We start from the raw sequence: 24218 nt of genomic DNA, 5'->3' as shown, positions 1-24218 counted from the left end.
TAGATGCATCGAGAAAAGCGATGGTTTTCGATGATGTTGATCGCCTCAGGCGTTGATCATCCCGCCGTTCGGCCTTGCTACGGGAGAACTCACAGGCTTAGTATCTGCGTATGCGCGCAGATACGCAGTCACGCAAGCAGTCGCCGGACGACGATCACGTGGCGCTGGCCGTGGAGGTGTTCCGGATGCTGTCCGATGCGACCCGGGTGCGACTGGTCTGGGCACTGCTGGACGGTGAGAAGTCGGTCAACGAGCTGGCCGACGCGGTCGGGAAGTCGCCGGCCGGTGTCTCGCAGCACCTCGCCAAGTTGCGTCTGGCGCGGCTGGTCCGGACGCGCAAACAGGGCAACCAGGTCTTCTACCGAATCGAGAACTCGCACGCCGGCCAACTGGTCGAGGACGCGATCTATCACGCCGAACACTCCAGCGGAGGTTTCCCCGACCACCACCGCCCCGTCGGCGCCGTACCCGACGCCGAGTCCGCCGCAGGCGCCCGACCGGCCCGAAGGACGAAGATCCGATGACTACGGCGGACCACGAGCACAATCACCCCCACGACAAAGCCGACGCCCGGACCCCACCGGCCAGACACACCCACGCAGCGCACGACACGAAGCCAGACGCCGCCGCACTCGGACACGGGCACGCGGAGCACCAGCGCGACGCGAAACCAGACGCCGCTGGACATGGTCATGGTCATGGTCACGGGCATGCCCACCACGACGGCTTGCTTGGCAAGGTGAAGGAGATCTTCGTTCCGCACTCGCACGACAGCAGCGACAAGATCGATTCCGCGCTCGAGGCGATCAAGGAAGGCATGCGCTGCCTGAAGATCAGCTTCGTCGGCCTGATCGCGACCGCGCTGATCCAGACCGTGGTCGTGTTCCTCACCAACTCGGTCGCACTGCTCGGCGACACCCTGCACAACTACGCCGACGCCCTCACCGCGATTCCCCTGGCGATCGCCTTCATCCTCGGCCGCCGCGTCGCGACCCGCGCATACACCTATGGCTTCGGCCGCGCCGAGGACCTGGCCGGCATCATCGTGGTCGTACTGATCGCCGCGTCGTCGGCGTACGCCGGCTATGAGGCCGTCATGCGCTTCCTCCACCCCAGCGACGTGCGCAACGTCGGCGTACTGATCGCCGCCGGTGTGGTCGGATTCCTGGGCAACGAGATCGTCGCGCAGTACCGGATCCGCACCGGCCGGCGGATCGGCTCCGCCGCCCTGGTCGCCGACGGGCTGCACGCCCGCACGGACGGCTTCACCAGTCTGGCCGTGGTCCTCAGCGCAGTCGGCGCCTGGCTCGGCTTTCCGTTGGCCGATCCAATTATCGGTCTGCTGATCACGATCGCGATCCTGTTCGTACTGCGTGACGCCGCCCGGGAGGTGTACCGGCGCCTGATGGACGCCGTCGACCCCGCACTGGTCGACCAGGCCGAAAAGGTCATCCGCTCAACCCCAGGTGTCGTCGAGGTCACCGGCGTCCAACTCCGCTGGGTCGGCCACGCCCTCCGCGCCGAAGCTCGCATCGCGGTGGACTCGGACCTGTCGCTGATCGAAGCCCACCACCTCAGCCACCAGGTCGAACACGACCTCGTCCACGGCGTACGGCGCCTGACCACCGCCACCATCCACGCCGAACCCCTCCCCCACGACGCAACCGCAGCCCACAACCTCGTCAGCCACCACCACTAACCTACTCAGCCGCCGTCCGGCCTCAACCCAGTGTGTTCTCCGCGCGTGTCATGTCGGCCTCGACGCGTTCGGGTGAGAAGCCTTTCAGGATTGACTCGTGCACCTGGTCAACCATCCAATGCGCCTCGTAGCTGCGTCTCGTCTCCGGGCTGAGGTGCGCGAGCTTCTCCTCGACCTGCTTCATCTCCTCGGAGCCGACCGTCTTCCGGCCGATGCTGCCCCAGTGCAGCCCAAGAAGCGCGTAGTACCGATCGCCGCGCACCGCACCGCCGTTCCAGTCGACCACACCGCTGACATTGCCGGCGTCGTCGAACAGCACGTTGCCCGGTGTGTAGTCGGTGTGAACGAGATCATCGCCCTGCATGCGAACGAGACGCCCACCGTCAATTTCGAGCAGCCGCCCCAACAGCCGCCGGCCACGCTCACCATGACGGCCCACGGTGTTCTCGAACGTGCTGACGCTGGCGGGAAAGGCCCTTGGCCGCGGGACCTCTGGATGGTCTCGTAGCACCCCCGCGAAACGGTCGTTCATCGCGACGAACGCAGCAGCCGTGGTCGAGTTGAGTTCACCCACATGACGGCCAGGCAGCCTCTCCTGCACAACAGCGACGTACCCATCAGAAAGCTCCAGCACTAGCTGGTGCTGTGGAACGGGCAAGCCCCGCCCGCGTAACTCATTCAGGACACTCGCCGTCTGCAGCATCACGGCCAACGGCGTCCGAGTCCGTGTGAGCGCGGATTCACGCCCATCCGCCCACGCAACAAACGCCGCGCTGCTCGATCCACCCACCTGGTCGGCCAGCCCGGTCAGCACCAGCCCGCTGCCCGTGTGAGCGTTCACCTCTTCGATGACCGCAGTCGGCGCCCACGGATTCTCCGACAACCGAAACTCAAGCCTGTGCGACATCTTCACGCCCCTTCCTGTCCGGAGGGACCTGAAGGTGGGCCTCTCGCATCTTGACATGCCGCTGCAGGAGCCGCAAACACGTCAAATCCCCAGCGGGGTCAAGAGCCGAACAGTTCGGTCATCCGGTGTGTCAGGTCGTCGGGCGTTACGTCCTCGATGTGTGACGCTACGGTCCAGCCGTGTCCGAACGGGTCGATGATGTGGCCGTCACGGTCGCCGTAGAACTGGTCCTCCGCCGGGCGCTGCAGCGTCGCGCCGAGCTCCACAGCCCGCGCGATGACCGCGTCGACGTCCTCGACGTAGATGAAGAGCGAAGCGGGCGAGCCCGGCAACCCTTCGGGTGGCGGCGCGGCGGTGCCCCGCTGGGGATCCTCGTCCTCGACGATGACGACCGAGTCGCCGATCTGGATCTCCGCGTGGGCGATGGTCCCTTGCGGACCCGGGAAGCGCATCCGCTCGGTCGCGCCGAACACCGAACCGTAGAACTCGAGCGCCTTTGACGGCGCCCGCAACGGTGAGAACGGGCGTCACCCGGCGGTACGAATCGGGGATCGGATTGGGTTTTGCTGCCGGTGTCATCTGGTCATCCTCCGAAGGCGCTCTCTGCTGTATCCGGGCAGCTCGAATGCCGCCCTCTATCAGTAGGACGATCGGAGACACGGCGCATACGACAAGCGCCGGGCCGCGTCGCAATCGTCCTAATGCTCGACCGGCAGACCGGCCATCGCCCACTCCGGGAACCCGTCCTCCAGCCGGTACGCGATATGCCCTTCGTTGGTCAGTTGTCTGACGGCGTCGTCGGCGTACACGCAGTAGGGACCCCGGCAATACGCCACGACCTGAGCACCACTGGTCACCTCACCCAACCGGTCCTGCAGTTGGGCGATCGGTAGCGAGATCGCACCGGGCAGGTGCCCTGCGTCGTACTCCGCCGCCGGCCGGACATCCAGTACGACGACGTCCCCGGCGCGAAGGCGCTTCACCAGTTCATCGCGAGTCATGCTCTCGAGCGAACCGCGGTCGCCGAGGTAGTCCTGCGCGAGCCGATCGAGACCCGAGGCATGCTCCTCGGCGGCCGCCCGCATCGCCTGCCACAGCTCCGTCACCGCGGGGCCGGCAACCGCGTAGTAGATGTGGGTTCCCGACCGGCGGGTCCTGACCAGGCCTGACCGGAGCAAGCGCTGCAAGTGGTGCGAGGTGTTCGCGACCGACTGGCCGATCTCGGTGGCGAGCTCCTCGACCGACCGCTCCCCTTGGGCCAGTACGTCGATCAGCTCCGCCCGGCGACCGTTCGCCAGCGCCTTCGCGCCCTCCGTGAGGGCGTCGAACAGTGCTGTCTTCGCCGCGCGATCCCGCATCGATCAGCCTCCTGACCAGCGTATTCAAGTGATTTCTTGACAATACCCCGGGTCTAGCGCTCTTATTCAAGTAGTTTCTTGAACAGGATGGCGGGCGCGATGACGGTAGTTCCGCTGGTGGACGAGGGTCTGGGCAACTCGGCGTACGTGGTCGACCTGGAAGACGGCCGCGCGTTGGTGGTGGACGTCAGCGTCGACCTACGGGCCGCGACGGCGGCAGTTGAGCGGCGTGGACTGACCGTCGCGTTCGCCGCGGACACGCATCTGCATGCCGACTTCCTCTCCGGTGCGCGACAACTCGCCGCGAGTCAGGGCACCGAGATCCTCGCGTCCGCCGCTGGTCATCGCGAGTTCGGCCACCGCGGTCTGCAGGACGGCGACGAGGTCGACCTCGGCGGGTTGCGACTGCGAGCACTCGGTACGCCGGGCCACACGCCGGAGCACCTGTCCTTCCTTCTCCTCGATGGCGCGCGTCCGCTCGGCGTCTTCAGCGGCGGATCGCTGCTCGTCGGTGCGGCCGCCCGTACCGACCTTGTCTCCCCGGATCAGACCGAGGCGCTCGCTCGTGCGCAGTACGCCTCGGTCCGGCGTCTCGCCGAGCTGCCCGACGACGTGGCGGTCTGGCCGACCCACGGTGCCGGGTCGTTCTGCTCTGCTCCCCCGAGTACCGACCGGGTCAGCACGATAGGCCGCGAACGGGTAACGAATCCGCTGCTCCAGGTCGGCAGCGAGGACGCGTTCGTGAAGGAACTGCTCGGGTCGCTCGGCAGTTTCCCGCCGTACTTCCTGCGGTTGCCTGAAATCAACCGCCGAGGTCCGGCTGTCCTCGACCGCGCCCCGTCCCTACGACCCCTCGATGCCGTGGCACTCCGGAGCACGGACGCCGAATTGGTCGACGTCCGACCGACGAGAGACTTCGCGGCCAGGCACATCCCGGGCGCATTGTCGATCCCGCTGCGGCCGGCGTTCGCGTCGTGGCTGGGCTGGCTGGTACCGGATGGCCGGCCGGTGATCGTCGTACGGCGACCTGACCAGGACGCCGACGAGATCGCGTGGCAAGCGGCCAAGATCGGCTACAACGTCGTCGGCGAACTGCGCGGCGGGATGAACGCGTGGGACGGCGAGACCGTGCACACCCAGGTGATCCACCCGGGCGACGTCCGCGGCGCAGTGCTCGACGTCCGGCAGGAGTCCGAGTTCAACGGCGGCCACCTCCCCCACGCCCAGCACATCGAACTCGGCGCGCTCGTGCACCGCACCGATGAGGTACGACGCGAACCGCTGGTCGTGATGTGCGGCCACGGCGAGCGCGCGATGAGCGCCGCGAGTTTGCTCGAACGCGCCGGGCACCGCGATCTCGCCGTACTCGTGGGCGGAGCGGAGGACTGGAGCGCGGCGACCGGGCGGGATCTGGAGACCGGCTGATGCGACTCGGGATCCGCGCGAATCTCGCCCAGTTCAGTCTGCTGATCGCGGTCAACGCACTCGTCGGCGGGACGCTCGGGCAAGAACGTACCGTCCTGCCGCTGCTGGCCGACCACACGTTCCACCTCACCGGGTACACGTTCCTGCTCACCTACGTCCTCGCCTTCGGCCTCACCAAGGCAGCGACGAACTACTTCGCGGGCACCTGGTCGGACCGGTTCGGGCGCAAACCCGTGCTGGTGATCGGCTGGCTGATCGCCGTGCCGGTTCCACTGCTCCTCATCTGGGCACCGTCCTGGGGCTGGGTCGTCGCCACCAACGTGATCCTGGGCATCAACCAGGGCCTGACCTGGTCGACGACGGTGATCATGAAGATCGATCTGGCCGGCCCACACCGGCGAGGCCTGGCGATGGGTCTGAACGAGGCCGCCGGCTATGTGGCCGTCGCGGTGACCGCCCTGGCGACGGGGTATCTCGCCGCGCGCTACGGCCTGCGTCCGGCCCCGTTCCTGCTCGGATTGTCGTACGCCGCTCTCGGGCTCGGCCTGTCGGCGTTCGTCGTACGCGAAACCCGAGGACACGCACACCTGGAGGCCTCCGGCCATCACACCCGGGGCGAGTTGACCAATCGCCAGGTGTTCAGCCGGACGAGCTTGCGCGAACCGGCGCTGTCGGCGGCCAGCCAGGCCGGGCTGGTGAACAACCTGAACGACGGACTCGCCTGGGGACTGTTCCCGATCCTGTTCTCCACCGCGGGGTTGTCCATTGCCCGGATCGGGATCCTCGCCGCCCTCTACCCCGCCGTTTGGGGCCTTGGGCAACTTGTCACCGGTCCGCTGTCGGATCGCTGGGGACGCAAGAGGCTGATCACCGCGGGCATGCTCGTCCAAGCCGTTGCCCTCGCAACGGTCGCCGCGGGCGACGGCTTCCCGCTGTGGGCGGCGGCCGCAGTACTGCTGGGCGTCGGCACCGCGATGGTCTATCCGACACTGCTCGCCACAGTCGGCGACGTCGCCCATCCCGCCTGGCGCGCGCGAGCCGTCGGCGTCTACCGGCTGTGGCGCGACGGCGGGTTCGCGGTCGGCGCGATTCTGGCCGGTCTGGTCGCGGATGTCTGGGGACTGCGGGCGGCCGTCTGGGTCGTCGCAGTCATCACCGCATTGTCAGGTCTCGTGGTCGCGGTCCGAATGTACGAGACCCATCCGGCCGCGTCGCGACGGCGGCGACCGATGCCGATCGACGACTGGGTTGCCAGAGCCCAGGCCGAGCTGCCGCGCCTCAGTCCCGAGCAGGCGTACGACGCCGTACGGCGAAACGAGGCGATGATCGTCGACACCCGGCCCGAATTCCAGCGACGGGCAAGCGGTGAGATCCCAGGAGCGATCGTCATCGAACGAAACCACCTGGAATGGCGACTCGACCCCACGAGCACCGCGAGAATTCCCGAGGCCGTTACGCACGACATCCAATGGATCGTCATCTGCGAAGGCGGGTACTCTTCGAGCCTCGCAGCTCGCTCACTGCGAGAACTCGGCCTGTTCCGGAGTACCGACGTCATCGGGGGGTTCCAGGCCTGGCAGAGAGCCCGCCTGCCCGTCACCCACTGATCGCAGTGACAGCTGCGGCAATGACCTGAGTGATCCTGGCAGCTGCGGCGTCCGGTTCCGGTTGCCCGGCGTCGAGCCACGCCATCACGCCCTCGACGGCGATCGTCGGGATCAGCTCGGTCGCCCACTGGAGGCGCTGCGGATCGGAGATCGCATCACGCAGGTACGGCTCCGCAGTGGCCTTCATGGCCTGCCTGAGCTCGTCGGCATGTCTGCGGAACTCAGGCTCCCTGCCTGACTGACGGAAGAACAGCCGGAACCCGTCCGGGTCCTGCTGAGCAGCTGCGACGAGCGCTTCGAGACTGCCAGGTGTCAAATGATCAGGGTGTCCGGTAGCGACCCGGAGCCGGTCGCTGACGTCGGCGAGCACTGCCTCGTACAACTCCGCCTTCGACTCGAAGTGCCGATAGATCAACACCCGGCTGATGCCTGCCTCGGTAGCCACCTCGTCCAGACCGGTCGCCGCGAAACCACCGCGGGCGAACGCCCGCGCCGCAGCCGCGATCAACGCCGCCCGTCGCTCCGGCCGCTTCAGCAACCTTCCAGCTGACACTCTCGCACCACCCCTGGCCACCGCCGCGGGACAACAACTGTTGTTCGCCACCAGCGCCGGCGGAGCACAACCACTGGTCGCGGTCCTCGCAGCGATCGGCATCACCAGCGAGTACCGCCACCGAACGGCGGCAACCACCTTCCTGATCGCGCCGGCTCGACGCCGCGTCCTGCTTGCCAAACTCATCACGTACGCCGTGACCGGTGCGGCGTATGCGCTCGCCTGCATCGCGACCGTGTACGTCATCAGCCGACCGTGGCTCGACTCCCGTGGCATCAATCTGACACTCACCGGCAACGGCATCCCCGCCACGCTCACCGGCGTCGTCCTCGCCGTCTCCCTCTTCGCACTCCTCGGCATCGGCCTCGGGGCTTGCCTACGCGACCAGATCGCCGTCGTCGCCGGGCTCCTGATCTACCTGTTCGTCGCCGAGCCCATCGTCACCCGCATCCCCGCCCTCTGTCAGTAAGACGATCGGAGGTACGGCGCATCCGACACGTTCTCGACCAGCCAGCGGGCCAGCGGGCGCAACTGGGAGAACGCAGCGAGCACCTGATCCGCCGCGGCGGAGGTGTGAATCCATTCCTCACAACCGAGCGGCCGCGTCGCGATGAACGACCTGTGCCGCAACAGCTCTGCCCGCGGATGATCAACGGGATAGCCGCGTAGCGGCCGCTTCAAGACGTCGCCTGAGATGACGTACCCCTCCCCCTCAACCCTCCGCACAATGGCAACCAAACGCGGACCAGAACCGTCGTCCGCCACCGCAGCGCGATAGCGCTCGATCTGCGCCGACGGCGCATACCACCACGCCAAGCTGACCTCTAGCCCATCCAGATCGAACCGAACTCCGAGCTCGACGTTCCGACCCAGCCGCACAATCGCACTCTGCCGCTGCCAGGCCCGCACCAGCACATCGCCGTACCCCCAGACCGAAAAGTCCTCGTACGCCGAATCCGCATCAGCCACCACGTTGAGCAGATCAATCATCGGCCGCCGAACCAGTGCCTCCCGATCTCGCCGACATTGCCGCCTTACCTCTGCCGAAGGCTCCCCTTCAAGCTGCAGCAGCACGTCGAAAGCACCCCGCGGCCACCCTTCGAAGTCCACCCAGGCAGCCTAGCGAGCCGTCATCGGTAGCGGCGCGACTTGTTCTCCGTCTTCGATTCGCCGGGCTGCCATTCGGCGATCCACGGGCCGGTTCCCTCCGAAGGATCCACGATGCCGTCCTCGAGCCAGGTGTGTTTCCCGTCGAGCACCTGCCGAGCCAGCCCTCGATCGGCGTCGTCAGTGTTGCTCCACAGCTGCTCGAACAGGTGGTCGACCCGGAGCCGAGCCTGCTCGCAGAACACCGCCGCCAGCTCGTACGCCGACTCACCCTCAGCGGCGCCGCGTAGCGTTGCGGCCCGCGAACAGGAGGCGGCCATCGCGAACAGTTCGGCGCCGATGTCCACGATCCTGGCCAGGAAGCCCTGCCTGTACTCGAGCTTCGCCTGCCATCGACCCATCCCGTAGAACGTCTGCCGCGCGAGCTTGCGCGACGACCGCTCGACGTACCGCAAGTGCTTCGCGAGCGGCCCGAACTCTCGGTACGACCTGGGATCGGATCCCTTGCCGACGGCGAGCTGCGGCAGCCATTTGGCGTAGAACCCGCTCGCGTTCACCGCCGCCCTCGCCTTTGCCTGGAGATCGGCGTCCGGTGAGGCCAGATCGCCGGCCGCGGCCAGGTGTGCGTCGACCGCCTCCCGGGCGATCAGCAGATGCATGATCTCGGTGGAGCCCTCGAAGATCCGGTTGATCCGCAAGTCGCGCAGGATCTGCTCCGCCGGCACCGCGCGTTCACCCCGGGCCGCGAGCGAGTCGGCGGTCTCGTACCCACGTCCACCGCGGATCTGCACCAGCTCGTCGGCGATCCGCCAGGCCATCTCGCTGGACCACAGCTTGGCCAGCGCCGCCTCGATCCGGATGTCCTTGGTGCCCGCGTCGGCGAGGTTCGCCGACAGCTCCAGCACGGCCTCGAGCGCGAACGTGGTGGCCGCGATGAACGAGATCTTCTCGGCCACGGCCGCGTGGGCGCCGATCGGCCGACCCCACTGGACGCGCTCCACGGACCATTCCCGCGCGATCTTCAGGCACCACTTGGCGGCTGCGGTGGTAGTCGCCGGAATGGACAACCGACCGGTGTTCAGGGTGGTGAGCGCGATCCGCAGGCCGGCGCCTTCCCGTCCCAGCCGGTTCTCGACCGGCACCCGGACCTGGTGGAAACGGGTCACGCCGTTCTCGATCCCGCGCAACCCCATGAACGCATTGCGGTTCTCCACTGTGATCCCCGGCGAGTCGGCCTCGACCACGAACGCGCTGATGCCACCCGGCTCGCCGTCATGCTCGGGTACGCGCGCCATCACCACGACCAGCTCGGCGATGACGCCGTTCGTCGTCCACAGCTTCACTCCGTCGAGGAGGTACGCCGTACCGTCGTCTGTCGGGGTTGCGGTCGAGGCCATCCGCGCCGGATCCGAGCCCACATCAGGCTCCGTGAGCAGGAACGCGGTGACCGCACCGGCAGCGCAGCGGGGCAGGAACCGCTCCTTCTGCTCGTCGGTGCCGAACATCTTCACCGGCTCCGGCACCCCGATCGACTGATGTGCGGAGACGAGCGCGCTCATACTTGGATGCACCGACGCGACCAGCATCAGCGCCTTGCCGTAGTACGACATCGGCAGGCCCAGGCCGCCGTACTCGGTAGGGATCTTGATCCCGAAGACGCCCAGCTCCGCGAGCCCTCGCAAGTACTCGTCCGGGATCTTCGCCTCTCGCTCGATCAGCAGGCCGTCGAGGGTCGCGCAGTACGCCGCCAGCCGGGCGATGAACTCATCGCCGCGGGCAGCGTCGTCCGCCGCGATCGCGTGCGGTTGCGGGTGGATCAGCGAAAGGTCGAAGTCGCCGAGGTACAGCTTCTTCGCGAAGCTCGGCCGGGTCCACTCGGTCTCCCGAGCCGCCTCCGCTACCTCTCGGGCCTCACGCTCGCCGACCTGCCGTGTCGTAGCCGTCACGGGTATCCCTCCTCGCCTGAGGACTCCTAACTACCCGTTAGTACCCCAAACGAGCTCGTGGCAACTCAGAGGCCGACCATCGCCATTCCGGCCGGGTTGTAACGGTCCCCCTGGACACCGATCCGAGCAGCGAGGGCGTCGAGATCGGCGATCTCGTCGGCCGACAACGCGACCTGGGTCGCGCCGGTGTTCTCGTCGATCCGCGGGCGGCGACGGGTTCCGGGGATGGGGACGATCCACGAGTGCTGGGCCAGCAGCCAGGCGAGGGCGATCTGGCCGGGCGTGCAGCCCTTCGGTTCGGCGAGGGCGCGGACGTAGGCAACCAGTGCCTCGTTGGCGCTCAGGTTGCCGGCCTCGAAGCGCGGGACCCGCGAGCGGATGTCGTCGGCGGTGAACTCCGTCGACGTACTCACGGTGCCGGTCAAGAACCCCTTGCCCAGCGGGCTGAACGGCACAAACCCGATGCCGAGCTCGGCACACGCCGGCAGCACCTCCGGCTCCGGGTCCCGCGTCCACAGCGAGTACTCGCTCTGCACAGCCGTGACCGGATGTACGGCGTGCGCCCGACGAATCGTGTCCGCACCGGCCTCGGAGAGCCCGAAATGCCGGACCTTGCCGGCCTGTACGAGTTCGGCCACCGCCCCGGCGACATCCTCGATCGGTACGTCGGGGTCCACCCGGTGCTGGTAGAACAGGTCGATCACGTCGATCCCGAGCCGCTGCAACGACTCGTCCGCAACCCGCCGGATCTGCTCGGGACGCGAGTTCGTCCCTGTCATCTTGCCGTCCTGGATGTTCCACCCGAACTTGGTCGCGATCACGACCTGGTCGCGCAGCGGCGCCAGGGCCTCGCCGACCAGCTCCTCGTTGACGTACGGCCCGTACACCTCGGCCGTGTCGAAGAACGTCACCCCGGCGGACTCCACGGCGTACCGGATCACAGCGATCATGTCGTCGCGATCACCAGGGTTCGGCCCGTAGCTCTGCGACATCCCCATGCAGCCGAGACCGACCGCGGAGACCTCCAGACCTTGACCGAGCGTCCGTGTGTGCATGATGCCTCCTCAGGCCTCGGGGATTTCGATACTGCCGAACCCTCGCGTGATGGTCTCCGGCGCCGGACCGCCGCGGATTCCCGTCTCGAGGGCGTCGATCGCGGCGAGCTGCTCGCCGGTCAGCTCGAAGTCGAAGACGGCGATGTTCTCCGCGATCCGGGACGGGGTGACCGACTTCGGAATCGGCTGCCGCCCTTCCTGCAGGTGCCAGCGCAACATCACCTGCGCAGGCGTACGTCGGTGCGCCGCGGCGATCTCCAGGATCGTTGGATCCTCCTGCGTCGACCCCTTCGAGCCGCCCCGGTAGAAGGTGATCCCGCCGATCGGCGACCATGCCTGGTTCAGGATGCCCCGCTCGTTGTCGTAGGCAAGCAGCTCGGGCTGCTGGAAGTACGGGTGGATCTCGAGCTGGTTCACAGCCGGCACGATCTCCGTCTCGGCCAGCAGCCGGTCCAGGTGCGGCGGCATGAAGTTCGACACGCCGATGGCCCGGACCTTGCCGTCGGCAAGCAACTTCTCCAGGGCCTGATAGGCGCCGATGGTGCGCTCGAAGTCACCCGGAACCGCCTGGTGCAGGATCAGCAGGTCGATCTGCTCGACGCCGAGCTTCCCGGCGCTCTTGTCGAACGCGTGCAGAGTCTCGTCGTACCCGTAGTCGACAACCCAGATCTTCGTTTCCACGAACACGTCGTCCAGGCCCGAGCGCCGGATCGCCTCGCCGACCTCACGCTCGTTGCCGTACGCCGCCGCCGTGTCCACGTGCCGATACCCGACCTCCAGCGCGGTCTCGACAGCCGCGATCGTCTCGTCGGGCGGCGTCTGGAACACACCGAACCCGATGGCCGGCATCTCCACACCGTTGTTCAACTTGATCGTCGGGACGTTCATGCCGCCACCGTAGGGCCGCACGCCGCGGCCAGGGAGTCACTGCCGTTCCAGGTACTGCCAGTGCCCCCTTGATCCACCGACGCACGATGGCTTGACGTGGACCGGTTTCCAGCGTCCCATGAGCTAAGGCAACGAGGCGCTGGGCCCCGGCCGGAGAGTTGGACAGGGTGAAGCTGCCGCGGACAGTGACTCCGTAGAAGAGCCATGTCCGGGCGCGCGCGAGTTTCTTGGACCATGAGTCCGCGCAGGCTGCGCCTACCGGCGGAACTGCGCCGCACCGCCGCGGCCATCGTTCTGGTCGGAGCGGCCTACTATCTCGGTGCGCGTCTGGGCCTGAGTCTGTCGCTGGTCGAGCGAAACGTCACCCCGCTGTGGCCGCCCAGCGGCATCGCGCTCGCTGCGTTCCTCGTTCTGGGTAGGTCGATGTGGCCGGCGGTCGCGCTGGCAGCTCTGGCCGTCAATCTGCCGATCAGCGCCGGTCCGTTGCCCGCGCTGTTCACCGCCGTGGGCAACACCCTTGCACCACTCGTCGCGGCGATCGTCCTCGAGCGCGTCGGCTTCCGGCGTCACCTGGACAGCCGGCGTGATGCGTTGGCGATCGTCTTCCTCGGTGCGCTCGCAAGCATGACGATCAGCGCGACCATCGGCGCCACCACGCTCGTAGCCTCGAACGCAATCAGCATCGATCAGCTCGCCGGTGCGTGGGCGGTCTGGTGGACCGGCGACGCGATGGGAGTGCTCGCCGTCGCGCCGTTCCTTTTGTGCATCCCTTTGTTCTGGGAGCTCGAGCCGTGGCCCGCCGCGCGCTGGCTCGAGGCCGCGGCAATCCTCGTGCTGACTACTGTGCTTGCGTTGTGGACTGCGTCCTCGGGCCTGTCATTGTTGTTCCTGGTGCTGCCGTCCCTGGGCTGGGCCTCGTGGCGTCTCCAGTTGCGCGGAGCCGCACCAGCCGCGCTGACAGCCTCACTGATCGCAACCTGGTCGGCGACACACGGATTCGGTCCCTTCGCGGGTACGTCGCTGCTGGGGAAGATGCTGACCCTTCAGGCGTTCAACGCCACCGTCGCGCTGACGTCGTTCTTCCTCGCCGCTCTCGTGACCGAGCGGATGCGATTTGCTCGCGCGCTGATGTCAGCAGCGGCGGACCTGGAGGAGCGCGTCAAGACTCGCACTGCGCAGCTGACGGCAACCAACGACCGGCTGCGCCGCGAGATTCACCAGCGGTACGAGACCGAACAGCAGTTGACCCTGGAAGAGGCGCGGACCCGGCGCGAGCACCAGATCGCGGAAACGCTGCAACGCAGCCTGCTCCCGGACCGGATGCCGGACATCCCTGGCGTGACCGTGGCCGCCCGCTACGTCCCAGCGACCGCGGACCTGCATGTCGGCGGCGACTGGTACGACGTGATCCCCCTCCGCGGAGGCCTGGTCGGTCTTGTCATCGGCGATGTTGCCGGGCACGGCCTGCAAGCCGCGGCCGCCATGGCACAGCTGAGGACGGCGGTCCGGGCGTACGCCGTACACGATCCATCACCAGTAGCGGTGATGAACGGAGTGCACGAGCTGGTCCATCAGCTGCCAATGGCCGAGATGGTGACCTTGCTCTATGTCCTGTATGACCCGGACGCCGGCACGATACGGTTCACGAACGCCGGACATCCGCCCGCCCTCCTGATCGACGGCGGAGACACGCGGTACCTCGAGGGTGGACTCGCCCCGCCGCTCGGCGTACTCGCGCAATGGGACTATGCCGAGGCAACCCAGGCTGTGCGGCCTGGATCCACTCTGCTGCTGTACACCGACGGGCTTGTCGAGGAGCGCACTCTGTCGATTCAGGACGGACTCGATCGGCTGCTCGCCGAAGCGTCCGGCAGCCAGGCTGACCTCGAGGCTCTCTGCGACCACGTCCTGTCGGTACTCCCCGAGAGCGGCGACGTCGCCGACGACATCGCACTGGTCGCGCTCCGGCCATGGCCTGACACTGATCCGCGGCCCTGAGGGCACAACAATCCTCATGCGCCGCAACGTGGTGGTAGAGCCGAGGTCGGACGTCCGAGCGGCCTGGCGTTGGCCGGGCTGCGAACTCGACGTACACCGTCACATCGGCGGTGGTTGGTCCAGACCGAGGCGCGCAGCGATGGCCGCTGCTTGCACCCTGGTCTGTACCCCGAGCTTGTCCAGGATGTGGGTCACGTGGACGCTTGCGGTCTTGGGGCTCATGTAGAGGGCCCTGCCGATCTCACGATTGGTGAGCCCATCGGCCAGCAGTCCCAGAACCTGCCGCTCACGGTCTGTCAGCGCGGGCTGACCCGCCGGGCCCGGCACCGGCTCCGCCTGATCGTCGGCCGTGGTGTCTCGTCCCGTGTCGATGCGGGCGAGTCGGGCGAGTTTGCCGATCTGCCCGAGCAGCGGAGCCGCGCGGAGGCGTTCGGCAAGGTGCCGCGCCGCGCTGAGTTGTTCGGCGGCTGTACGCCGGGCAGCGGCGCCGGGTCGGCCGGCGAGGACCGCCTCGGCGGCGCGAAGGAGTGCCTGCGCCTCCTCGTATGGCCGCCCGAGCGCGGACCATTCCCGCGCCGCGATCAGCCACGGATCAGGGTCGAAGCCGCCGACGGCGCGCGATCGCTCGCCATCGATCACGGCGGACACGGCCGCTCGGGTCCTGCTCTTGGTGACGCCGCCGAGTCGCGACACCAACTGCTCGAGGCGATCCGGCGCACCGACGGCCGCGGCCGCCTCGAGACCGGTGAGCAGGAGCTCGACCTCCACATCCTTGTCCGCGCTTGCGTGCACCGTGCCGGCCACTGACAACGCCAGTTCGAGCGCCTCCTCCGCATGGCCGGTCTGCAACAGCAGGCGTGTTCGAGCTTCGCCGTACCACCCAACGAACAGTGGTTGATCACGTTCACACAGGGATGCCGCCTGCAGCAGCGACTGCTCCGCCGCCGCGATGTCACCGCGGGCAAGGTGTACGTGGACCGCCATCACCTGGAAGAAGCCGAGGTCGGACGGTGCAGACGACTCGGGCATCCAGGCAACAGCCTCGTCCCACCGCCCGGACTCGTAGAGCGCCTGGACAACGTTGCCGTCCATGAGGTCTTCCAGCCAGTGCCGGCCCAGCATCAGCCGGCGCACACGCTGCCCGACGAAGCCGGCGACCTGGATGGCCCGGTCCGGGTCACCCAGCCGCAGGTAGACATCGGTCAGGCCGATCCCGGCCATCGCGAGATCCTCGGGTTCGGCCAGCTTGTGCGCGATCGCCAGTGCCGTCTGGTCGTGTCCGAGGGCTTGGGAGAGCAGGCCCTGGAGACTCGCCCTCATGCCGAGCAGCGCGTGAGCCTTCCCGACCGTGCGGATGTCCGAGTACTTCGTTCCGAGGTCGAGCGCGACCCGCGCCGGCGCCTCCGCCTCGTCCCACCGTGAGCAGGTGCCGAGCGCCATCGCCTCGCAAGCGCAGATCCTGGCCCACGTCGGCTCGTCGTCGACGGACGCCAACCGCTGAGCGAGCTCGACGTCGCGCAGTGCCTGCTCGGTATCCCCCACGGTGGTCCCAAGCCAGCAGCGTGTCAACGCAGCGCGCAACACGTCCTCGCGCGTAGTGGACATGGCTGTCAGATCGCCTTCCAGCAGTGCCGTAGCCGAGGCCGTCTGACCAACAGATCCCAGGTGCGTCGCCGCGGAGACGAGCAAGGGCAATTTCTCGGGTACGCCGGCCGGCACCTCGCGGACCGTGCCCCACAAGGACGCGGCCACGGCGTACCAGTGACCCGCTTCGGCGATCGCATACCCCTGCTCGGCCGCCATGGCAGCCCGCACCGACCAGACAAGCCCGCGGTCGGGGTCTTCAGCGCGGTGATACTGCTCAGCGACTTCCGCGACTGCGACCGCGCTCGGCCGGCCGGGCAGAGCCGCTTCCAAGCACCTCGCCAGCCTGCTGTGCAGCTGTCGCCGATCACGTGACAACAACCCCTCGTAGGCGACCTCGGCCAGCACGGGGTGACGGGCCATCGATCCACGTCCGGGCTCCCGTACCACGAGGCCTGCCGCGCACGCCTCCCAGACAGCGTCCGCGTCACCGGAGGCCGCGGCGAGCAACTCATCGTCGGTCAAACCTCGGCCAAGGGTCGCGGCGGCAGCGACCACCATGCGTGCGGGCAACCCGACGGCATCCAGCCTCGATACCAGTACCTGGCGCAGCGACTCCGACGGTTCGGCACCACTGCCGGCCAGCTCGGCGTTGAGATAAGGGTTGCCGGCGCTGCGCGCGTACACCGCGGCCACGACCTCAGCGGAACACTCCGGAAGTTGACGAACGGTCTCCTCGAGAGTCAGCGGGCGGAGGTGTACGTCGGTGACCGACAGAAGGCGTAACTGTTCTCCGAGCCAACGCATGTGCTCGGGGTCAGGGTCCTCGTCCCGCCAGGTCAGCAGGACCAGCAGACCCTTCGGGGGGAGGTTGCGGCTCAGGTGCGCCAGGAAATCCAGGGTCGACGTATCCGCCCAGTGCACGTCCTCGACGACGAGTACCGCGCCGCCTTCGGCGATCTCGCCCACTGTGCGCATCATCGACTCGACGGCCCACGCTCGACCCGCCGCGACCGACGTGAACACCTCGCCGTCGGTATCCCGGCCCACCCCGAGCGCCGCGTCGAGTCCGCCGTACGCGACAGCACCGGACAGTGGCGCGCAGGCACCGCTCAGGATCCTCAGCCCGGCGGAAGCAGCATCCGCCACGGCGGCACGCACCAGTGTCGTCTTCCCGATCCCCGCGTCACCGCGCACGATCGCGACGGCCGACACTCCAGACAGTCCAGCCGTCAGCTCCCCCAGCAGCGCGAGCTCCCTCTCGCGCCCGATCATCGCCCCACCCACTCCCCCATCATGCGCCCGAACAGAGGGGCCGGTAAGGCATCGGCAACGGCCGTCTAAGGAAACACCGCGGCGACCCGCGCGCGGATGCCCGATGTGCTGAACACTCCCGCCGACGGACGGTGGTCGAACCACCAACCTCTCCACAAGGAGAAACCATGAACCACAAGCGCATCATCGTCACCGCACCCGTCCTCGCCGTCGCCGCGCTCGCGTTCACATCGGCGGAGTCGAACGCCAAGGACCTGCCGTACCCCGCTCCCGCCGCGGTCGCACCGCACGATCCCAACCCGTCGACCTACGCGGTCCCGGCCCAGCCCGCCGCCACCACCACCATCGTCTCGGACGACAACGCAGCCGAAGCATTCCAAGCCGGCGCATCAGCCCTCGGCGGAGCCGGCATCGCCCTCGCCGCCATGTGGCTCTACCGACGCCGCCACATCCACACCGCCTAGAAGCGCTCCAGATCCAACCCCGGATCACCAAAGCCAACTGCCTAACTGGCGTATCCCATGGTCCAGTGACTGTTGACCAGGCAACGCCGCCGTCACAGGCCAATCAGGAAGAGTGCGCCTGCGGCGAGCAATCGGCTGCCGGCGAGCATCCGGGGCCGGACCTCCAGAAGCAGGGCACAAGTCTGTCCGATGCCTGCTGTAGCGTCGCCGACGAGTTCGGACCCAGGACGACGGCGCAAGGGAGACCAGGATGGCCAGCCCCGGGACAGCGGACACGACGGAGGGGTCAGGGACGGCTACGGCTTGGTGCTCTGTGGTCGCGGCACAGTACAGGTCAACCCTCGATGACCTGGCGATCGTCCTGCGCGGTTGTCCAGATGCCCTCTGGGAGGCAAGCATCTACGAGGTAAAGAAGACCGACCAGTGGGCGTGGCCTCCGACCGATCGTGACGGGCAACCGTTCGATGACCCAGCGGTCCGCGCGCACAAGCTCCAGGCCTCCTCTGCCGTGTGGCGAACCGCCTCCCACGCGCTCTGGTTCACCGACCTCGACCTGTCCACCACCGAGACTGATTGGGCACCGCCAGCCCCGTTCTCGCGCGGCGACGAGGACGGCTACGTTGTCCCGCCGACGTACTCTCGCGACCAAGTGTTCGCCTACATCGACCACTGTCGGCGGAAGGTCGACACGCTCTTCGCAGACCTAACCGACGATCAGGCCGCCGCGCACCTCGCCGAGCCGCACCGAAACGGCGGAACGTCGCTAGCGGCCGTCCTCGTTCAGGGCGTCGTCCACCTCCAGCTCCACTCCACCCAGATCCGCACATTCCTCAGAAGCCACGGCATCCGCTGCGAAGATGAGTAACCCACGCAAATGTCTGCGGCCGGGATCGGCGCCGGCTCGAGGTCGGCGGCGCGGCTGGACCAGCCCGGCACGCGATGCCGGCGGGTCGTCGGCGATGCTGTGGGCATGGAGTACGTGTCCAGAGTGCCGCGACCGCCGCTGGACGGGCTGATCGACGACCTCTACTACCTGGAGGGAGCGCCGCCGTACGCCCGCCTGACCCTGCCGCCGATGCCGGCAGCGTTGCTCATCGTCAACCTCGGGGCGCCGTTCCGCATCCGCGCCGGCACCGACATCGAGACGACCGAGTACGCCGACGGCTGCGTGGTCACCATGCCCACCCGCGCGTTGGAGTTCGGCTACCCACTCCCGACCCGTTCCGTCGGCGTGCACATCAAGCCATGGGGGCTGGCGCCGTTCCTGCCGATGCCCGCTGCCGAGCTGTGTGACCGGCCGGTGACGATCGAGCAGGTTTGGGGCCGACCCGCCATTGCTGAGCTGCAGGACAGGCTGGCCACGGCGAACGGACCGCACGAGATGCTAACCCTCCTCGAGGACGAGCTCATGCGACGGCTGCGCGAGACCGCCGGCCTGGGTCTGGTCCGCCGTACGAGCAGTGTCATCGCGGCGACCAGCGGGGCTGTGGCGATCGGCGACCTCAGCGTGGCAGCCGGTGTCAGCAGCACTCATCTGACGCAGCGGTTCAAGGAGCTCATCGGCGTCACGCCGAAGCGGCTGGCCCGCACCTACCGCTTCGCCGCCGCCGTGTTCACGATCGACCCCGCCGGACCGATCGACTGGGGCGACCTCGCCGGTCGCGCGGGCTACTTCGACCAGGCCCACTTCGGCCACGAGTTCCGGGAGTTCACCGGGCTCACACCGACCCGGTACGTCGAAGTCCGGCAGCGGTTCCTGCGCGAACATCCCGGCCACGTGTTCGAAGGCTGGCCACTGCCGGCCGATTGATTTCTTACAAGAACCACAAGCTCACGACACGCTAATTTGGGGACACCCCGAAGCAGAGGAGAGTCCCGTGGGCAAGGTGGTCATGTACAGCTCGGTGTCGGTGGACGGCTTCGTCGCGGACGACAATGACCAGCCCGGACCGCTGTTCGACTGGTTGACCGGCGGTGACATCCCGTTGGACGAGAGCGGCGTACTCAAGGTGTCGCAGGCGTCCTACGACTACACCCGGGCGTACTGGGACCAGATCGGGGTGACAATCGCCGGCCGCCACGTCTTCGACCTGACGGACGGCTGGGACGGCAAACCTCCAAGCGGGATCGACCACGTAGTCGTCGTGACACACCGACCGGCACCCGAGGGCTGGAACCCCGAGGCGCCGTTCCACTTCGTCAACGGCGTCGAAGCAGCCATGGCCAAGGCACAGGAGCTCGCAGGCGACCGCACAGTCGAGGTCGCCGCCGGCAACGTCGGCGGCCAAATGCTCGCCGCAGGTCTTATCGACGAGGTCCGCATGGACGTAGTACCCGTAGTCCTCGGCTCCGGCAAACCCTACTTCGGCCCAGTCAACGCACAGCACGTACTGGAGAACCCCGACATGGTGATCCAGGGCAACCGAGTACTCCACCTCCGCTACCGCGTACGCCACTGACCGCACCAAGCGGCTATGCGAAGAAGCCCACCGCGAACACCGACACCAAGTCAAACCTCCAGCTGCGTTCGCGCATCGCCACCCCTGATAGGCCAGCCGACGCCGACTCACCCCAGCACCTCACCCGCGACAAAGTCCAACTCACGACCGGCAGTTGCGAACCAACCTCAAACCACGCCCTGCCCGCGCGAACACCCACCGGATACGCATGCCTGAGATCGCACGGGCGATCACCAACCGCTGGCTGTCGGACGTGCCTTCGAAGAAGGTGTAGATCTCCTCGGTGCTCGCCAGAACAGCCCAGCCCGAAGCACCGATCCGTCCCTGACCTGCGGCTTTGCCACTCGGCATTTGCCGTCGGTTCCCAATGCTTGCCGACGTCCCACGGAACTGTCACGGAGCACCGACCACCCTCGTTGCGACGATCATTCGAACCCAAGCTGCCTCCAGGCCCGCCCCAAAGCCAGCCCCGGCACCGACCGCAGCACCGACACCCACTACCGCGTGCTCCACGACATCTCAGACCCCGCCGGCAAACTCACCCTGCGCCGCGCCGGCCGCCTCCACCACATCCCCATCGGCACCGAACACGCCGAAACCCCCGTCGTCAAGCTCGTCGACGACCTCCACATCCGCATCATCAACGCCGCCACCGGAGAACTCCTCCGCGAGCTCACCCTCGTCCCCACCCGCGACTACCAACCCCCTCGGCCGACCCCCAGGACCACCCAAAACAGAAAACCGGACCCCCGATAAGGGTCCGGTCTCTCCGGTATCTCCTGAGAGATCACACAAGCGCCGGTGAGGGGACTCGAACCCGTAACCCCCGCTTTACCAGGCCATGCCTGTCGTCGTGCCGCACCACTACCTGAAAGTTGCCGTTGACCTGCTTACTCCTGGACCCGACTCAGCGACATCGCCATGGCAACGCGGGAACTCATGACGAAGGACACAGCAAGCCAGGGCGCGTGTACTTCCCCTGACAACGCTCCGCGTAGTGCAGCAGGCAGCCTCGATCCAGACCGCTCCGGCAAGCCACTGAGGCGCTGACCATGATCCGGTTCATCGGCAGCAAACAGGTCGTCGATGCCGCCGACCGATGTGCCGACGTGATCCTGAAACTCGGTGACACTGTCCACGTCGGCACCGCCGCACCTGACCGGGTGGAGGAGCTCCTGACGAGATGAACAAACGTCGCCACCGCTGTTCGACGTCGCGGGGGACCGAACTCGACGTCGACCCGCAACCTTTCGCGTGTTTCAGGGCTCCGTCGCAGCCGGGGTCCAAGGGATCGCACCGAGCAGCTCCAACTCCGGGCTGGTGTTGCCGGGCGACGTCCGGCAGGTCCCCGACATCGTTGTGCAGGGGTTGACGGGCGCCTTACCTTGTCACGATGCCCGCGACGAGGTTGATGGTCGCGGCGAGGATGACAGTTCCGAAGGCGTACGAGAGTAGGCAATGCCGTAGTACGACTGAGCGGATGTCTGAGCTGGAGACGCTCGTGTCGGAGACCTGGTAGGTCATGCCGAGGTTGTAGCTGAAGTAGAAGAAGTCACGGTAGGCAGGCGATTCGTCGCCGTTGAAGTCGATGCCGCCGGCGGGCTGGCGGTAGTAGAGGTGCGCGTAGCGGGCGGCGTACATCATGTGCAGGACGGCCCAGTTCATGAAGACGCCGGCGAGGCCGATAGCGGCGGCAGAATTCTGGCTGTGCGAGTCACCGAGTACAAGTAGTAGGGCGATGCCGGTCAGGCCGCCGAGTGTCGCCGCCACCACGGCCAACTCCTCGACGTCCGGCCGGAAGTCCTCGCGGCCGACGAAGCGGTGTGTGGCGTCCGATGTCATCGGCCACAAGACGAGTACGCCGGTGACGACGAACGCCGCAGCGATCGCCGCGATGCCCGACAGCACTCCCAAGGGCAGGTTCCAGATCAGCGCGACAACTGCTCCGAGGACGCACCCGGCGACAAGCGACACGAACAGCCGGGAAGCCGCCGTCGTCGGCAGGCCGCCTCTCACCATGGTCTCCGCGTCTTCACGGAATCAGTTGACGATCGCGATGTTGTTGATCACCTCGGTGACTCCTGGGGAGGCCCAGGCGGCCGAGGCGGCTTCGAGGCGTTCGGCCAACGAGGTCGCCGTCCCGCCCAGCACCACCGTCGTCCCGTCGATCTCGACCGTGATGCCCTTGGCATCGACCCGCGCATTGCGCTGCAGAGCGTCGACGATCGACTGCTTGACGTCGGGAGCGATGGGTTCAGTGATCACAAGCTCAACGTCGTTCGTGACGCCCTTCACCGACTCCATCTTGCTGACCACGGACACGGCCTCGTCGCGCTGGTGCTGCCAGCTCGCCGTGCCGGTCAACGTGACCCAACTGTCAGCGACCTTCGCGTCGATCGTCGACGGCACGCCGGCGTTGAGAACCAGGGCCTGCAGTACGGCGCCACGCAGGTCCGCATCGTCTCGTGATGCAGCCTCCAGTGGAGTCACCACCAGGTCGTTGTGTACGCCGGTGACTCCGGCGACATGCTGTACGTCGTTCTGTGCCTCGAGCTTCTCGCGCAGGCTGCCGACCGTGCCGCGCAACGTCACGACACCGCCCTCGACGGCGGATACGATCGCGACGCTGTCGACTTTCGGGTCGTAGAAGATCGCGTCGTTGACATCACGTTGCAACTGACCGTCAGTCATCTGCGGCTCCCGTCTTCTTCGGTTGGATGTCGCGCGATCGAGCTTTCCCTGGATAGACGCGCTCCTCCGGCTCCTCGGTGAGGGCCGCCACCGCCGTGGCACATTCCCGGCGGTGTTCGTCGGTGCGGGCGAGCAGACACGACAGCAGCAGCCGGATGTCCGGGTCGTCGCTACCGTCACGCAAGTCGCGAATGGCCGGACGGTGATCACTCTCGGCATGGGCGTTCGCAAGGAAGTCGGCGAGCAGGTTCTGCCGATCGGTCGTGCCCGCCTGACGCCACGGATTGGACAAGGCACCGGCACTCGCCGGCTCCTCAGGCTGCCGACCGGCCATTGACACGAGCACGCTCTCCAGGTCGGTTCCGCCCATCACGGCCGCGACCATCGGGTTCGCCCGTATTACCCGGTCAACGGTTTCCGCGGGTGCGCCTTCCAGTAGTCGCGCAATCATCGTGGCGAGCATCTCGACCATCGCGACCTGATCCACGCCGAGGTGAACGAGCGTGTCGCGGTAGCGGCCGGGAACCGGCGCGGTCCAGCCGCTCAGGTAGTGGGTGGCGACCGTGATCTCGTGATACTGATCGGCGAGAACGTGTTCCAGGCGGTCGGCGTACCGGAGATCAGGCCGGTCGGGCCGGCAAGCAAACTGTAGATCGCGTCGGTGGTTGAACATGTGCTGCTCCTGCGGTTCTGTTGGCCGGCCTGCCGGACCGGTGGGTCAGTGGACGAATCAGTTGCTCAGGGCATCCTCGAGCCAAGGACGCAGTACGGCGGCCGGCGTGGCACCGATCTGGGTGGCGACCGCTTCCCCGGACCGAAACACCATCAGGGTCGGGATGGAACGGATGTCGAACCGGCGCGACAGTTCCGGCGCATCGTCGGCGTTGATCTTCACCAGCTTGATGTCGCCGGCCTTCTCGGTGGCGAGTTGTTCGAGCACCGGGCTGACCATTCGGCACGGACCGCACCACGGTGCCCAGACGTCGACCAGAACCGGGATCCGGGACTGCTCGACAACCTTCGCGAAGTCCTGGTCGCCGGCGTTGACGACCCAGGGCAACGGCTTGCCGCACTTGCCGCAGACCGGCTTCCCGTCGCCGGTCGCCTGCACCCGGTTCTTCTGGCCGCAGTGCGGGCAACTGACGATGTCGGCTTCCGCCGTCATAGCCCCTCCTTCCTCAGACGTCCGGTCACCCGTTCCA

24 protein-coding genes are annotated in these 24218 nt (G+C 67.3%); 11 read left to right on the top strand and 13 right to left on the bottom strand.

The genetic code is table 11. From position 1 onward, the window contains the following. The first annotated feature begins 110 nt into the window (after positions 1-110). A complete protein-coding gene (locus tag EV647_RS32730; protein ID WP_134009868.1) occupies positions 111-524 on the top strand; it encodes a metalloregulator ArsR/SmtB family transcription factor in 414 nt (137 codons plus the stop codon). Continuing rightward, entirely contained in the window at positions 521-1699 is a 1179-nt protein-coding gene (locus EV647_RS32725; RefSeq protein WP_134009866.1) for a cation diffusion facilitator family transporter, read from the top strand. Before EV647_RS32730 ends, EV647_RS32725 begins: the two co-directional genes overlap by 4 nt. A gap of 22 nt (positions 1700-1721) precedes the next feature. On the opposite strand, the gene EV647_RS32720 is transcribed toward EV647_RS32725, so the two are convergent. The 3 genes from EV647_RS32720 to EV647_RS32710 form a co-directional block, all read right to left on the bottom strand. Further along, complete coding sequence (locus tag EV647_RS32720) at positions 1722-2606, bottom strand: aminoglycoside phosphotransferase family protein (RefSeq protein WP_238177540.1); 885 nt, start codon at positions 2604-2606, stop codon at positions 1722-1724. A 98-nt stretch (positions 2607-2704) separates the two neighbouring features. Beyond that, complete coding sequence (locus tag EV647_RS32715; protein ID WP_202876379.1) at positions 2705-3118, bottom strand: VOC family protein; 414 nt, start codon at positions 3116-3118, stop codon at positions 2705-2707. Between the two features lie 186 nt (positions 3119-3304). Then, a complete protein-coding gene (locus EV647_RS32710; RefSeq protein ID WP_134009862.1) occupies positions 3305-3964 on the bottom strand; it encodes a metalloregulator ArsR/SmtB family transcription factor in 660 nt (219 codons plus the stop codon). A 99-nt stretch (positions 3965-4063) separates the two neighbouring features. Here EV647_RS32710 and EV647_RS32705 point away from each other — a divergent pair, with 99 nt between their 5' ends. Further along, positions 4064-5389 carry a rhodanese-like domain-containing protein gene (locus EV647_RS32705; protein WP_238177502.1) on the top strand — a complete coding sequence of 442 codons (1326 nt, stop codon included), beginning with the start codon at positions 4064-4066 and terminating at the stop codon, positions 5387-5389. Further along, positions 5389-6996 (top strand): MFS transporter, encoded by a 1608-nt coding sequence (locus tag EV647_RS32700; RefSeq protein WP_134009860.1) that lies wholly within the window; start codon positions 5389-5391, stop codon positions 6994-6996. The genes EV647_RS32705 and EV647_RS32700 overlap by 1 nt, the downstream gene beginning before the upstream one ends. Here the strand turns inward: EV647_RS32700 and EV647_RS32695 are convergent. Beyond that, complete coding sequence (locus EV647_RS32695) at positions 6986-7549, bottom strand: TetR/AcrR family transcriptional regulator (protein WP_202876378.1); 564 nt, start codon at positions 7547-7549, stop codon at positions 6986-6988. The genes EV647_RS32700 and EV647_RS32695 overlap by 11 nt on opposite strands. A 40-nt stretch (positions 7550-7589) precedes the next feature. On the opposite strand from EV647_RS32695, the gene EV647_RS42250 reads away from it, so the two are divergent. Then, entirely contained in the window at positions 7590-8018 is a 429-nt protein-coding gene (locus EV647_RS42250; protein ID WP_166680470.1) for a hypothetical protein, read from the top strand. Here EV647_RS42250 and EV647_RS32685 read toward each other — a convergent pair. The 4 genes from EV647_RS32685 to EV647_RS32670 all read right to left on the bottom strand — a co-directional run bounded on the left by EV647_RS32685 (position 8012) and on the right by EV647_RS32670 (position 12545). Beyond that, positions 8012-8659 (bottom strand): DUF2461 family protein, encoded by a 648-nt coding sequence (locus EV647_RS32685; RefSeq protein WP_134009857.1) that lies wholly within the window; start codon positions 8657-8659, stop codon positions 8012-8014. The genes EV647_RS42250 and EV647_RS32685 overlap by 7 nt on opposite strands. A 20-nt stretch (positions 8660-8679) precedes the next feature. Then, positions 8680-10602, bottom strand: coding sequence for an acyl-CoA dehydrogenase family protein (locus EV647_RS32680; RefSeq protein WP_166680480.1), 1923 nt, complete (start codon positions 10600-10602; stop codon positions 8680-8682). 65 nt (positions 10603-10667) lie between these two features. Continuing rightward, complete coding sequence (locus EV647_RS32675; protein ID WP_134009853.1) at positions 10668-11657, bottom strand: aldo/keto reductase; 990 nt, start codon at positions 11655-11657, stop codon at positions 10668-10670. A 9-nt stretch (positions 11658-11666) separates the two neighbouring features. Continuing rightward, positions 11667-12545, bottom strand: coding sequence for an aldo/keto reductase (locus EV647_RS32670; protein ID WP_134009851.1), 879 nt, complete (start codon positions 12543-12545; stop codon positions 11667-11669). 234 nt (positions 12546-12779) lie between these two features. Here EV647_RS32670 and EV647_RS32665 point away from each other — a divergent pair, with 234 nt between their 5' ends. Next, positions 12780-14543, top strand: coding sequence for a PP2C family protein-serine/threonine phosphatase (locus EV647_RS32665; RefSeq protein WP_202876377.1), 1764 nt, complete (start codon positions 12780-12782; stop codon positions 14541-14543). Positions 14544-14642: 99 nt separating this feature from the next. Here EV647_RS32665 and EV647_RS43545 read toward each other — a convergent pair whose 3' ends face one another. Beyond that, positions 14643-17402 (bottom strand): helix-turn-helix transcriptional regulator, encoded by a 2760-nt coding sequence (locus EV647_RS43545; protein WP_134009847.1) that lies wholly within the window; start codon positions 17400-17402, stop codon positions 14643-14645. 167 nt (positions 17403-17569) lie between these two features. On the opposite strand from EV647_RS43545, the gene EV647_RS32655 reads away from it, so the two are divergent. The 5 genes from EV647_RS32655 (at position 17570) to EV647_RS43440 (ending at position 21512) form a co-directional block, all read left to right on the top strand. After that, on the top strand, positions 17570-17866 hold the full coding sequence (locus EV647_RS32655; RefSeq protein ID WP_134009845.1) for a hypothetical protein: 297 nt from the start codon (positions 17570-17572) through the stop codon (positions 17864-17866). Positions 17867-18116: 250 nt separating this feature from the next. Continuing rightward, entirely contained in the window at positions 18117-18731 is a 615-nt protein-coding gene (locus EV647_RS32650) for a DinB family protein (RefSeq protein WP_134009843.1), read from the top strand. 9 nt (positions 18732-18740) lie between these two features. Beyond that, on the top strand, positions 18741-19676 hold the full coding sequence (locus EV647_RS32645) for a helix-turn-helix domain-containing protein (protein WP_238177501.1): 936 nt from the start codon (positions 18741-18743) through the stop codon (positions 19674-19676). A gap of 67 nt (positions 19677-19743) precedes the next feature. After that, positions 19744-20325, top strand: a complete 582-nt coding sequence (locus tag EV647_RS32640; protein WP_134009841.1) for a dihydrofolate reductase family protein — start codon at positions 19744-19746, stop codon at positions 20323-20325. 1052 nt (positions 20326-21377) lie between these two features. After that, entirely contained in the window at positions 21378-21512 is a 135-nt protein-coding gene (locus tag EV647_RS43440) for a hypothetical protein (RefSeq protein WP_255517728.1), read from the top strand. Between the two features lie 193 nt (positions 21513-21705). On the opposite strand, the gene EV647_RS32625 is transcribed toward EV647_RS43440, so the two are convergent. From EV647_RS32625 to trxC, 4 genes are read right to left on the bottom strand one after another with little or no spacing between them, the layout of a single operon-like run. Then, positions 21706-22344, bottom strand: coding sequence for a DUF1345 domain-containing protein (locus tag EV647_RS32625; protein ID WP_202876376.1), 639 nt, complete (start codon positions 22342-22344; stop codon positions 21706-21708). 21 nt (positions 22345-22365) lie between these two features. Further along, complete coding sequence (locus tag EV647_RS32620) at positions 22366-23016, bottom strand: BON domain-containing protein (protein ID WP_134009833.1); 651 nt, start codon at positions 23014-23016, stop codon at positions 22366-22368. Next, positions 23009-23689 carry a manganese catalase family protein gene (locus tag EV647_RS32615; RefSeq protein ID WP_134009831.1) on the bottom strand — a complete coding sequence of 227 codons (681 nt, stop codon included), beginning with the start codon at positions 23687-23689 and terminating at the stop codon, positions 23009-23011. The genes EV647_RS32620 and EV647_RS32615 overlap by 8 nt, the downstream gene beginning before the upstream one ends. 57 nt (positions 23690-23746) lie before the next feature. Further along, the gene (gene trxC / locus EV647_RS32610; protein WP_134009829.1) at positions 23747-24181 is read right to left on the bottom strand and encodes a thioredoxin TrxC; all 435 of its coding nucleotides are present in this window, start codon (positions 24179-24181) and stop codon (positions 23747-23749) included. Positions 24182-24218 lie beyond the last annotated feature (37 nt).

Source organism: Kribbella sp. VKM Ac-2566 (genome assembly GCF_004366005.1).
Classification (GTDB): Bacteria; Actinomycetota; Actinomycetes; order Propionibacteriales; family Kribbellaceae; genus Kribbella; species Kribbella pratensis.
The sequence above is the reverse complement of the archived record's forward strand: the minus strand, read 5'-3'. Positions and strand labels throughout refer to the sequence as shown.

Excerpts from the sequence above, each read along its gene's own strand:
- EV647_RS32710 (WP_134009862.1), bottom strand. The coding sequence starts at position 3,964 with ATGCGGGATCGCGCGGCGAAGACAGCACTGTTCGACGCCCTCACGGAG.
- EV647_RS32615 (WP_134009831.1), bottom strand. The coding sequence starts at position 23,689 with ATGTTCAACCACCGACGCGATCTACAGTTTGCTTGCCGGCCCGACCGG.
- EV647_RS32720 (WP_238177540.1), bottom strand. The coding sequence starts at position 2,606 with ATGTCGCACAGGCTTGAGTTTCGGTTGTCGGAGAATCCGTGGGCGCCG.
- EV647_RS32670 (WP_134009851.1), bottom strand. The coding sequence starts at position 12,545 with ATGAACGTCCCGACGATCAAGTTGAACAACGGTGTGGAGATGCCGGCC.
- EV647_RS32625 (WP_202876376.1), bottom strand. The coding sequence starts at position 22,344 with ATGGTGAGAGGCGGCCTGCCGACGACGGCGGCTTCCCGGCTGTTCGTG.
- EV647_RS32620 (WP_134009833.1), bottom strand. The coding sequence starts at position 23,016 with ATGACTGACGGTCAGTTGCAACGTGATGTCAACGACGCGATCTTCTAC.
- EV647_RS43440 (WP_255517728.1), top strand. The coding sequence starts at position 21,378 with ATGATCCGGTTCATCGGCAGCAAACAGGTCGTCGATGCCGCCGACCGA.
- trxC (WP_134009829.1), bottom strand. The coding sequence starts at position 24,181 with ATGACGGCGGAAGCCGACATCGTCAGTTGCCCGCACTGCGGCCAGAAG.
- EV647_RS32655 (WP_134009845.1), top strand. The coding sequence starts at position 17,570 with ATGAACCACAAGCGCATCATCGTCACCGCACCCGTCCTCGCCGTCGCC.
- EV647_RS32645 (WP_238177501.1), top strand. The coding sequence starts at position 18,741 with ATGTCTGCGGCCGGGATCGGCGCCGGCTCGAGGTCGGCGGCGCGGCTG.
- EV647_RS32650 (WP_134009843.1), top strand. The coding sequence starts at position 18,117 with ATGGCCAGCCCCGGGACAGCGGACACGACGGAGGGGTCAGGGACGGCT.
- EV647_RS32725 (WP_134009866.1), top strand. The coding sequence starts at position 521 with ATGACTACGGCGGACCACGAGCACAATCACCCCCACGACAAAGCCGAC.
- EV647_RS32705 (WP_238177502.1), top strand. The coding sequence starts at position 4,064 with ATGACGGTAGTTCCGCTGGTGGACGAGGGTCTGGGCAACTCGGCGTAC.
- EV647_RS32675 (WP_134009853.1), bottom strand. The coding sequence starts at position 11,657 with ATGCACACACGGACGCTCGGTCAAGGTCTGGAGGTCTCCGCGGTCGGT.
- EV647_RS32700 (WP_134009860.1), top strand. The coding sequence starts at position 5,389 with ATGCGACTCGGGATCCGCGCGAATCTCGCCCAGTTCAGTCTGCTGATC.
- EV647_RS43545 (WP_134009847.1), bottom strand. The coding sequence starts at position 17,402 with ATGATCGGGCGCGAGAGGGAGCTCGCGCTGCTGGGGGAGCTGACGGCT.
- EV647_RS32665 (WP_202876377.1), top strand. The coding sequence starts at position 12,780 with ATGAGTCCGCGCAGGCTGCGCCTACCGGCGGAACTGCGCCGCACCGCC.
- EV647_RS32730 (WP_134009868.1), top strand. The coding sequence starts at position 111 with ATGCGCGCAGATACGCAGTCACGCAAGCAGTCGCCGGACGACGATCAC.